General features: G+C 63.2%; 8 protein-coding genes. 6 read left to right on the top strand and 2 right to left on the bottom strand.

The genetic code is table 11. The features are described 5' to 3' along the window. Nucleotides 1–63: 63 nt before the first annotated feature. The 6 genes from C1D09_RS23705 to C1D09_RS23680 all read left to right on the top strand — a co-directional run bounded on the left by C1D09_RS23705 (nt 64) and on the right by C1D09_RS23680 (nt 5,836). A complete protein-coding gene (locus C1D09_RS23705) occupies nt 64–1,053 on the top strand; it encodes a zinc-dependent alcohol dehydrogenase family protein (protein ID WP_143976564.1) in 990 nt (329 codons plus the stop codon). A 197-nt stretch (nt 1,054–1,250) separates the two neighbouring features. Continuing rightward, complete coding sequence (locus C1D09_RS23700) at nt 1,251–1,544, top strand: TFIIB-type zinc ribbon-containing protein (protein ID WP_143976563.1); 294 nt, start codon at nt 1,251–1,253, stop codon at nt 1,542–1,544. Between the two features lie 63 nt (nt 1,545–1,607). After that, the gene (locus C1D09_RS23695; RefSeq protein WP_143976562.1) at nt 1,608–2,594 is read left to right on the top strand and encodes a Tim44 domain-containing protein; all 987 of its coding nucleotides are present in this window, start codon (nt 1,608–1,610) and stop codon (nt 2,592–2,594) included. A gap of 367 nt (nt 2,595–2,961) precedes the next feature. Further along, on the top strand, nt 2,962–3,513 hold the full coding sequence (locus C1D09_RS23690) for a MaoC family dehydratase (RefSeq protein WP_143976561.1): 552 nt from the start codon (nt 2,962–2,964) through the stop codon (nt 3,511–3,513). A gap of 2 nt (nt 3,514–3,515) precedes the next feature. After that, nucleotides 3,516–4,676, top strand: a complete 1,161-nt coding sequence (locus C1D09_RS23685) for a CaiB/BaiF CoA transferase family protein (RefSeq protein WP_143976560.1) — start codon at nt 3,516–3,518, stop codon at nt 4,674–4,676. 14 nt (nt 4,677–4,690) lie between these two features. After that, a complete protein-coding gene (locus C1D09_RS23680) occupies nt 4,691–5,836 on the top strand; it encodes an extracellular solute-binding protein (protein WP_143976565.1) in 1,146 nt (381 codons plus the stop codon). A gap of 61 nt (nt 5,837–5,897) precedes the next feature. Here the strand turns inward: C1D09_RS23680 and C1D09_RS23675 are convergent, their stop codons facing one another. Together C1D09_RS23675 and C1D09_RS23670 are read right to left on the bottom strand one after the other, a co-directional pair. Continuing rightward, nucleotides 5,898–6,737, bottom strand: a complete 840-nt coding sequence (locus tag C1D09_RS23675; protein WP_143976559.1) for an amidohydrolase family protein — start codon at nt 6,735–6,737, stop codon at nt 5,898–5,900. A 66-nt stretch (nt 6,738–6,803) separates the two neighbouring features. Next, on the bottom strand, nt 6,804–7,589 hold the full coding sequence (locus C1D09_RS23670) for an IclR family transcriptional regulator (RefSeq protein ID WP_095771266.1): 786 nt from the start codon (nt 7,587–7,589) through the stop codon (nt 6,804–6,806). Nucleotides 7,590–7,703: the final 114 nt, after the last annotated feature.

Below are 7,703 nucleotides of genomic sequence, written 5' to 3'. Positions count from 1 at the left end.
CATTTATCCATAAAACCTTTGGCTGCATAGCTCATTCGGTTCAGATAATTAGGAGTAACCCGAATGGCACGTGTTGTCCGCTTCTATCAGCATGGCGGTCCCGAAGTCCTGCGCATCGAGGATATCGACCTTCCTCCACCGGGTCCCGGTGAGGTTCAAATTCGCGTCAAGGCGCTCGGCCTCAACCGTGCCGAAGCACTGCTGCGCGCGGGCAACTATATCGAGACGCCCGCCCTGCCGTCCGGGCTTGGTCTCGAGGCGGCGGGCGTCGTCGAAACGGTAGGCGAAGGCGTGAACGATTTCGTCCCGGGCGACGCCGTCAGCGTCATCCCGCCGCAATCGATGGCGCGCTGGCCGGCTTACGGCGAGTTGGTCACCTATCGCGCCGGGCTCATCGTCAAGCACCCACCGTCGCTCGACTGGCAGACAGCGGCGGCTGTCTGGATGCAATATCTCACCGCCTATGGCGCCCTGATCGACATCGCCAGACTGAGCAGTGGAGACGCTGTCGTCATCACCGCGGCCTCCAGCAGCGTCGGGCTTGCCGCGATCCAGATCGCCAACAAGGTTGGCGCGACAGCGATCGCGGTGACGCGAACATCGATAAAGAAGCAGGCCTTGCTCGATGCCGGCGCGACGCATGTTGTGGTCCTGGCCGAGGAAGACCTCGTCGAACGGCTGAGCGAGATCGCGGGAGCGCAAGGCGTGCGCGTCGTGCTCGATGCAATCGCCGGTCCGATCTTCGAGCCGCTGGCAGCGGCAATGTCAAAGGGCGGCATTCTCATCGAATATGGCGGGCTGAGCCCCGAGCCGACGCCGTTCCCCCTGGCTGCCGTGTTGGGCAAGACGCTGACGTTGCGTGGTTATCTCGTGCACGAGATCACCGGCGCCCCTGAGAAGCTGGAGATCGCCAAGGCGTTCATCCTTGAAGGCCTGGAGACGGGGGCGCTGAGGCCGATCATCGACAGGACCTTTGCTTTCGACCAGATCGTCGAGGCGCACCGCTATCTCGAATCGAACGAGCAGTTCGGCAAGATCGCCGTAACGGTTTGAGCGACGGCAGCGGCGGACAAATCATTCTAGCCGGCAAGATCACCCTTGAAGGCCTGGCCCCGCATTCCTAATTGTCTGGTGCGGGCCGGGCCCCTCTGACGATCGCTTCTGGTGATTGTGATGTCGGACCGCTTTAACGGGCCCGTTTCCACCTTTTTCGGTCAAACGGGCTCAATCTTTTCGGTCTGGAGCCCCGTATGACATCTTCCCTCCTTGGTTTGGTTTGTCCCTCCTGCCGCGTCGCGCTCGTGATGAGCGAACGCCAGGGTATCGAGATCGACTATTGTCCGCAGTGCCGTGGCGTCTGGCTTGATCGAGGCGAACTCGACAAGATCATCGAGCGTTCCGGCAGGGAGGCGTCGCCTGCGCCGCCACCACAGCCGGCAGCCTTCTCCCAGCCGCAACACGGCCGCGATGACGACTATTCGCGCTCGCATGGCCATCGCTATCCCAAGCGGAAGAAATCCTTCTTCGAAGAATTGTTCGATTGACGGCATGACGCCCGGCGCCCGCTGGAATGTCCAAAAAACCACACCGATAAAGGTTCATCTCCGATGATGTCTCGCACCAGCCGATTTGCAACCCTGTTTGCCGGACTGTTCCTTGCATTCTCCATGATCGCGATCGATCATGCCGAGGCTCGGCGCGGCGGCAGTTTCGGCAGTCGCGGCACGCGCACGTTCCAGTCGGCGCCGCCGACCAGGACCGCGCCGGCGCCGACCGCTCCCGTCGAGCGTTCGATGACACCCAACACCGGTGTGAACGCTGCCACCCGGCAGCCGCAGGCCGGCCCACAGCGGCCGGGCTTCATGAGCGGTTTTGGCGGAACGATGATGCGCGGCCTGTTGCTCGGCGGCCTCATCGGCCTGCTCGTCGGCCAAGGGTTCGGCGGTCTGGCCGGCATGTTCGGCTTCCTGCTTCAGGCCCTGCTCATCGGTGGCGCGATCATGCTGGCCATCCGCTTCTTCCGCTCGCAGTCGGCGCAGGGCCCTGCCCCGGCGCTCGCCGGTGCCGGCAATGCCCAGGCGCCGCGATTTGAGAACCGCGCTCCTGCACAGCAGCAAACGGCCGGCTCATTCACAATCCCCGGCTTTGGTGGTGGTTCGGGCGGAAGCTCTCCGGCTGATGTCCCCGAGGAGATCACCCTGGCCCAGAGCGACCTCGACGCATTCCAGAAACTGTTGACCGATGTCCAGGAAGCATTCGGGCGCGAAGACCATGCCGGCCTGCGGCGGGCGACGACGCCCGAGATGGTGTCCTATCTCTCGGAAGAGCTGGCCGACAATGCCCAGAAAGGTCTCAGGAACGAGGTCTCGGATATCACCTTGCTGCAGGCCGACATCGCGGAAAGCTGGCGCGAGGATGACCGCGACTACGCCACGGCCGCGTTGCGCTACGAGTCCCGCGACGTGATGCGCGAACGGGGCAGCGGCAAGGTCGTCGAGGGCGACGACGACCATCCGACGGAGACGACGGAGCTGTGGACATTCACCCGTCAGAATGGCTCCAACTGGAAACTCTCGGCAATACAACAGGCCTGAGCCCGACCATTGTACCGGGGTCTTCGCGGGCGCACTGGCGCACGATGCTGACGCACATCGGCGTGCCGATCTCGATAGTGGGGCCGGTGTCCGTCAGCAGGCCTGCGCGCTGAAAAAAGGCACCTCCCGGTTCAGGCGACCCGCAAGGATCAGGCAATCCCTTTTCATGATTTCCTTTCTTGCCCTGCCCGCGCCCGACCGCGCGGGATTGGGCAAAATTTCGCCCGCCCTCGCTTGCAACGTCGCCCCATATGTGAAAATACTATTTACAAAAGAAGATTGGCGGAGGAGAGGTCATGCGGTCCGGCGCTTTGAGGCGTGTTCAAATGGCTGGCCTAAGCCTCATGAGCGACTGCCGGAGCCGGCCATGAACGACTTCGCGCCCACCGTCGGCATCGCCTCGACCTACCCCAAAAACATGCCTGAGGCGCACGCGGCGCTGCCAGTGTGGAACGCCGAGAACTGGTTCTACGAGGACTGGCCGGTCGGCCAGAAAATCCGCTCTTTGCGGCGCACGATGGCGGAGGGCGACAGCCACCTCTTCAACACGCTGGTGCTCGACATCCACCCTTATGTGCAGGACCAGATGTTCGCCGAAAGCGAAGGCATTTTCGGCAAGCGGCTGATCGCCGGCGCTTTCGTCTTTTCGGCGGGGCTGGGGCTGGTCGCCACCAACTGCGTCAACGCCTTTTCCTATGGCTATGACAAGCTCCGTTTCATCAAGCCTGTCTTTATCGGTGACACGATCTATTCGATCCGTTCCAACCTCGACAAGAAGCCGCGCTACGAAAAGATGGGATTGATCCGTGCCAGCTACGAAGTGTTCAAGGGCGAAGGCGAGTTGGTCCTCTATTGCGAGCACTTGCAGACGGTGAAGTACCGCAACCCGGCCGATTTCGTCGGCAAGACGGAGAAATGAAAATGCCGGCAGCAGCCGACTTGCCGCTCGCCGGTCTCGTCGTCGTCGACATGAGCCAGTTTCTGTCCGGACCCTATTGCTCGCTCCGGCTACTCGATCTTGGTGCGCGCGTCATCAAGATCGAGCGCCCGGATGGCGGCGACCTGTCGCGCCGGCTCTATCTCAGCGACACGGAGATCGGCGGCGATTCCACCATCTTCCACGCCATCAACCGCGCCAAGGAAAGCTTCGCCATCGACCTCAAGAACGAGACCGATCTCGAGGCGCTGCGCGGGCTTCTGGCAAAGGCCGACGTGCTTATCCAGAATTTCAGGCCCGGCGTCATCGAACGGCTCGGCCTCGACTACGAAGCCGTCAGCAAGATCAACCCGAGGCTCGTCTACGCATCGATCAGCGGCTATGGCGAGGACGGCCCATGGGTCAAGCGGCCCGGGCAGGATTTGCTGGCGCAATCCCGCTCCGGCGTGATGTGGCTCAATGGCGACGAGGACCAGGGACCCGTGCCCTTCGGACTGGCCATCGGCGACATGCTGGCGGGTGCCGCCTGCGCGCAAGGCATTCTGGCCGCGCTGGTGCGGCGCGGCATCACCGGCCAGGGCAGCCATATCGAAACCAGCCTCCTGGAAGCGCTGGTTGACTTCCAGTTCGAGGTGCTGACGACACATCTCAATGACGGCCGCCGCTTGCCCAGGCGCTCCAGCTTTCGCAGCGCGCACGCCTATCTCTCGGCGCCTTACGGCGTCTACCCGGCCAAGGACGGCTATCTCGCCATCGCCATGACGCCGATCCCGAAACTTGCCGACCTGCTGTCCCTCGATGAATTGGCGCCTTATCGCGACAGACCGGCTTCGTGGTTCACCGCGCGCGACGAGATCAAGGCGATCATCGCGCAAAGGATCGCCAGCAAAACCATCGACGAATGGCTTGATATTCTCGAGCCGGCCGACATCTGGTGCGCCAAGGTGCTGACCTGGCCGGAGATGCTGGCCAGCGAGGGCTTTCGGTCGCTCGACATGCTGCAAACGGTGACGCGCGAGGACGATGTCTCGATCCTCACCACCAGTTCGCCGCTCAGGGTCGATGGTGTCAGGGCAAAGGTCGATCGCGCCGCGCCGCGCATCGGCGAGCACGGTGCCGCGATCCGCGAGGAGTTCGGCCTGTGACTACGCTCAAGGGCATGACCTGGAGCCATCCGCGCGGCTATGATCCGATGGTCGCCTGCTCATCGCTTTGGCGGCAGAAGACCGGCGTCGCCATCCACTGGGACCAGCGCTCGCTGCAGGATTTCGAATCCTTCCCGGTCGAGGAACTGGCGCGCGCCTATGATCTGATCGTCATCGACCATCCGCATGTCGGCCAGATCACGGCGGAACGCTGCCTCGCGCCGCTGGATGTCGCCGGCCGCGAGGCCGAGCGCGCAGCGCTCGCCTCGGGCAGCGCCGGCCAGTCCTATCCGAGCTATGCCTGGCAAGGGCGGCAATGGGCGTTTCCGATCGATGCGGCCAGCCAGGTCCAGGCATGGCGGCCGGACGCGCTCGATGCACCACCGGCGCGCTGGAGCGAGGTGCTCGAACTCGCCCGGCAAGGCCGCGTGCTTTTGCCGCTGCGGCCGCCGCATGCGCTGATGGTGTTTTACACGCTTGCCGGCAATCTCGGATATCCCTGCGCCACCGATCCCTCCGGCGATCTCATCGATAGCGAGACCGGCAGCGAGGTCTTCGAAATGATGCGAGAGATCGCCGCGCTGGTCGAACCGGGCTGTCTGGAGATGGATCCGATCGCGGTTTCGGAACGCATGGCGGAGGCCGGTTCCCGCATTGTCTGCGCTCCACTCATCTATGGCTACGTTTCCTACGCCATGTCGGGGTTTCGCGCACACCGGCTGGCCTTCACCGACATCCCGGCCGTCGGCTCCAACGGCCCAATCGGCTCGGCGCTCGGTGGCACGGGCATTGCGGTGTCAGCCTTTTCCAAGGCGAAGGAGGCGGCGACGGATTTCGCCTATTGGGTTGCCAGCGGCGATGTCCAGCGCGGTCCCTACGCCGCCGCCGGCGGACAGCCAGGCCATGCTGCCGCATGGGAAGACCAGATCGTCAATGCCGCGACCGACAATTTCTATCGCGGCACGCGCGCGACGCTGGAGGGCGCATGGGTGCGGCCGCGCCATGACGGCTACATGGCGTTCCAGCAGGCAGCGTCCGACCGCATCCTGTCCGGCATGACTTCCGGGCACAAAGGAGCCCGGGTCATCGCCGATCTCATCAGCCTGTTCCGGGAGAGTTCTGCGATGCATGCGTCCGGCGTTGCCGGTGGGGGAGCCTGAACGAGACCGGTCGGAGCAGAACGTCTGGACCACGCCCCGGCGAGACGCCGAGGCAAACCGACTATTCCAACCGCCAAAGCTTGCGGGCATTGCCCGACAGCAAGCTGTCGCGCTCCGCGAGGCTGCAACCGGAAAGCAGTGCGTGGGTCGCTGCCACCCAGGTCGACAAGCCGCCACCAAGCGTGCAGACCGGCCAGTCGCTGCCCCACACGACACGGTCCCAGCCGAACACGGCGATGGTGTGCTCGACATAGGGCCGCAGCGTCCCGACCGTCCAGCTGCCGGGATCGGCATAGGCGACCACACCGGAAATCTTGGCCATGACGTTCGGACGCCTTGCGATCTCGCTCATATGCTCACGCCAGGGATGCTCGGCTCCGCCCTTGATGTCGGGGACGCCGCAATGGTCGAGAACGAACCGGACGTCGGGTGCGAGGTCGGCCAGCGCTATTGCTTTCGGAATCTGGTGCGGCAGCACGACAAGATCGAAAGTCAGGCCGAGGCCGCCAAGCCGCTTGATGTTGTCGCGAAACACCGCGCCTTCAGACAGATCGTCGGGCATGACATGGAGCACGCGGCGGAAACCCCTGACGAACGGATTTGCCCGCTGCCTTTCGAGATAGGCCGGGAAATCCGCGTCTTCCGGGCGGCAGGACGCGATCGCCCCGACCAGCATGCTGCCGGCCTGTCGCGACAGACCTTCCACCCGTGCGGTCTCGGCTTCAATGTCAGCCGGATCGACATCGACCTCCATGTGCAGCACGCGCTCGACGCCGACACGCTGCGCCTCGGTGGCATAGTCCTCGTAGGAGAAATCGCGGTTGAGCGGCGGCACGCCGGCAAGCCATGGATAGCGCAAGGCCGAGCGATCGATGAGATGCAGATGGGTGTCGATGATCACTGGAGCTCCTCCCCAATTGGCTTTATCAAATTATCTCACGGAGGAATTCTTCATTCAAATAAGAATCTATGCTGCAGATCCTACAGCCGATCCGGCCAGATGCGATAGCTTCTCGCACGTCGCCAGCAACAGTTCGATCGTCCTGGTGATATCGGGCGCGGACGGCGCATTGACCACGGTAATGTAGGGAATGGACAGGGCGGCGATGGCCTTGCCGTCGGAACTGCGGACCGGAGCCGAGAGGTTGAAGACGCCGGCGGTCTGCATCGAGGCCATCATCTCGTAGCCACGGTCACGGATCTGGTCGAGCCGGGTGAAGAACTCGGTCGATTGCGCCGTCTTGTCGGTGCTGCGGACGTGTTCGGAGATCATCATCTGCCGCTCCTCCTGCGAGCGGAAGGCAAGCAGTACATGGCCCGAACCGGTGTCGAACAGGCTGATGTGGGAGCCCACCCGGATCGAGATGCCCCAGTAGTTCGGCGCCTCCTGCTGGGCGATGACCACGGCGGAACCACGATCAAAAACAACGAGTTGGTTGGCCTGCTGCGAAGTCTCGGCCAGCTCGCGCATCAGCGGCGTGGCGTAGGAAACCAGCCGCCGCACCGGAGCGTGCAGTTGCGCCAGGCCGAATAGTTTCAGGGTCAACGAATAACGGTCGCCGTCGAGCCTCGTGACATAGCCGCGCCGCACCAGCCGGTCGAGCATGCGGTAGAATTCGTTCGGGCTGCGGTCGAGTTTCTTGGCGATTTCGGCCTGGGTCAGGCCGCCGTCGACGCCGGCCAGCAGCTCAAGGATGTCGAGCCCCTTGTCGAGCGCCGGCGCGCGGTAGCGCTCGTCTTCGCTGTCGTCCATGAGGCATTTCTCCAGTGAATTCAACTCTTCATATACGCAGGAATGCGGCCGACGGAAACAAATTTCGCCTTGACGTACGTATGAATATTCTGTTTGTATATGAATGTAGTATTT

The sequence above is a fragment of the Mesorhizobium intechi genome, from assembly GCF_002879535.1.
Taxonomy (GTDB): Bacteria; Pseudomonadota; Alphaproteobacteria; order Rhizobiales; family Rhizobiaceae; genus Mesorhizobium; species Mesorhizobium intechi.
Note: the sequence above shows the minus strand (reverse complement) of the source record. Positions and strands in the feature narration are given on the sequence as shown.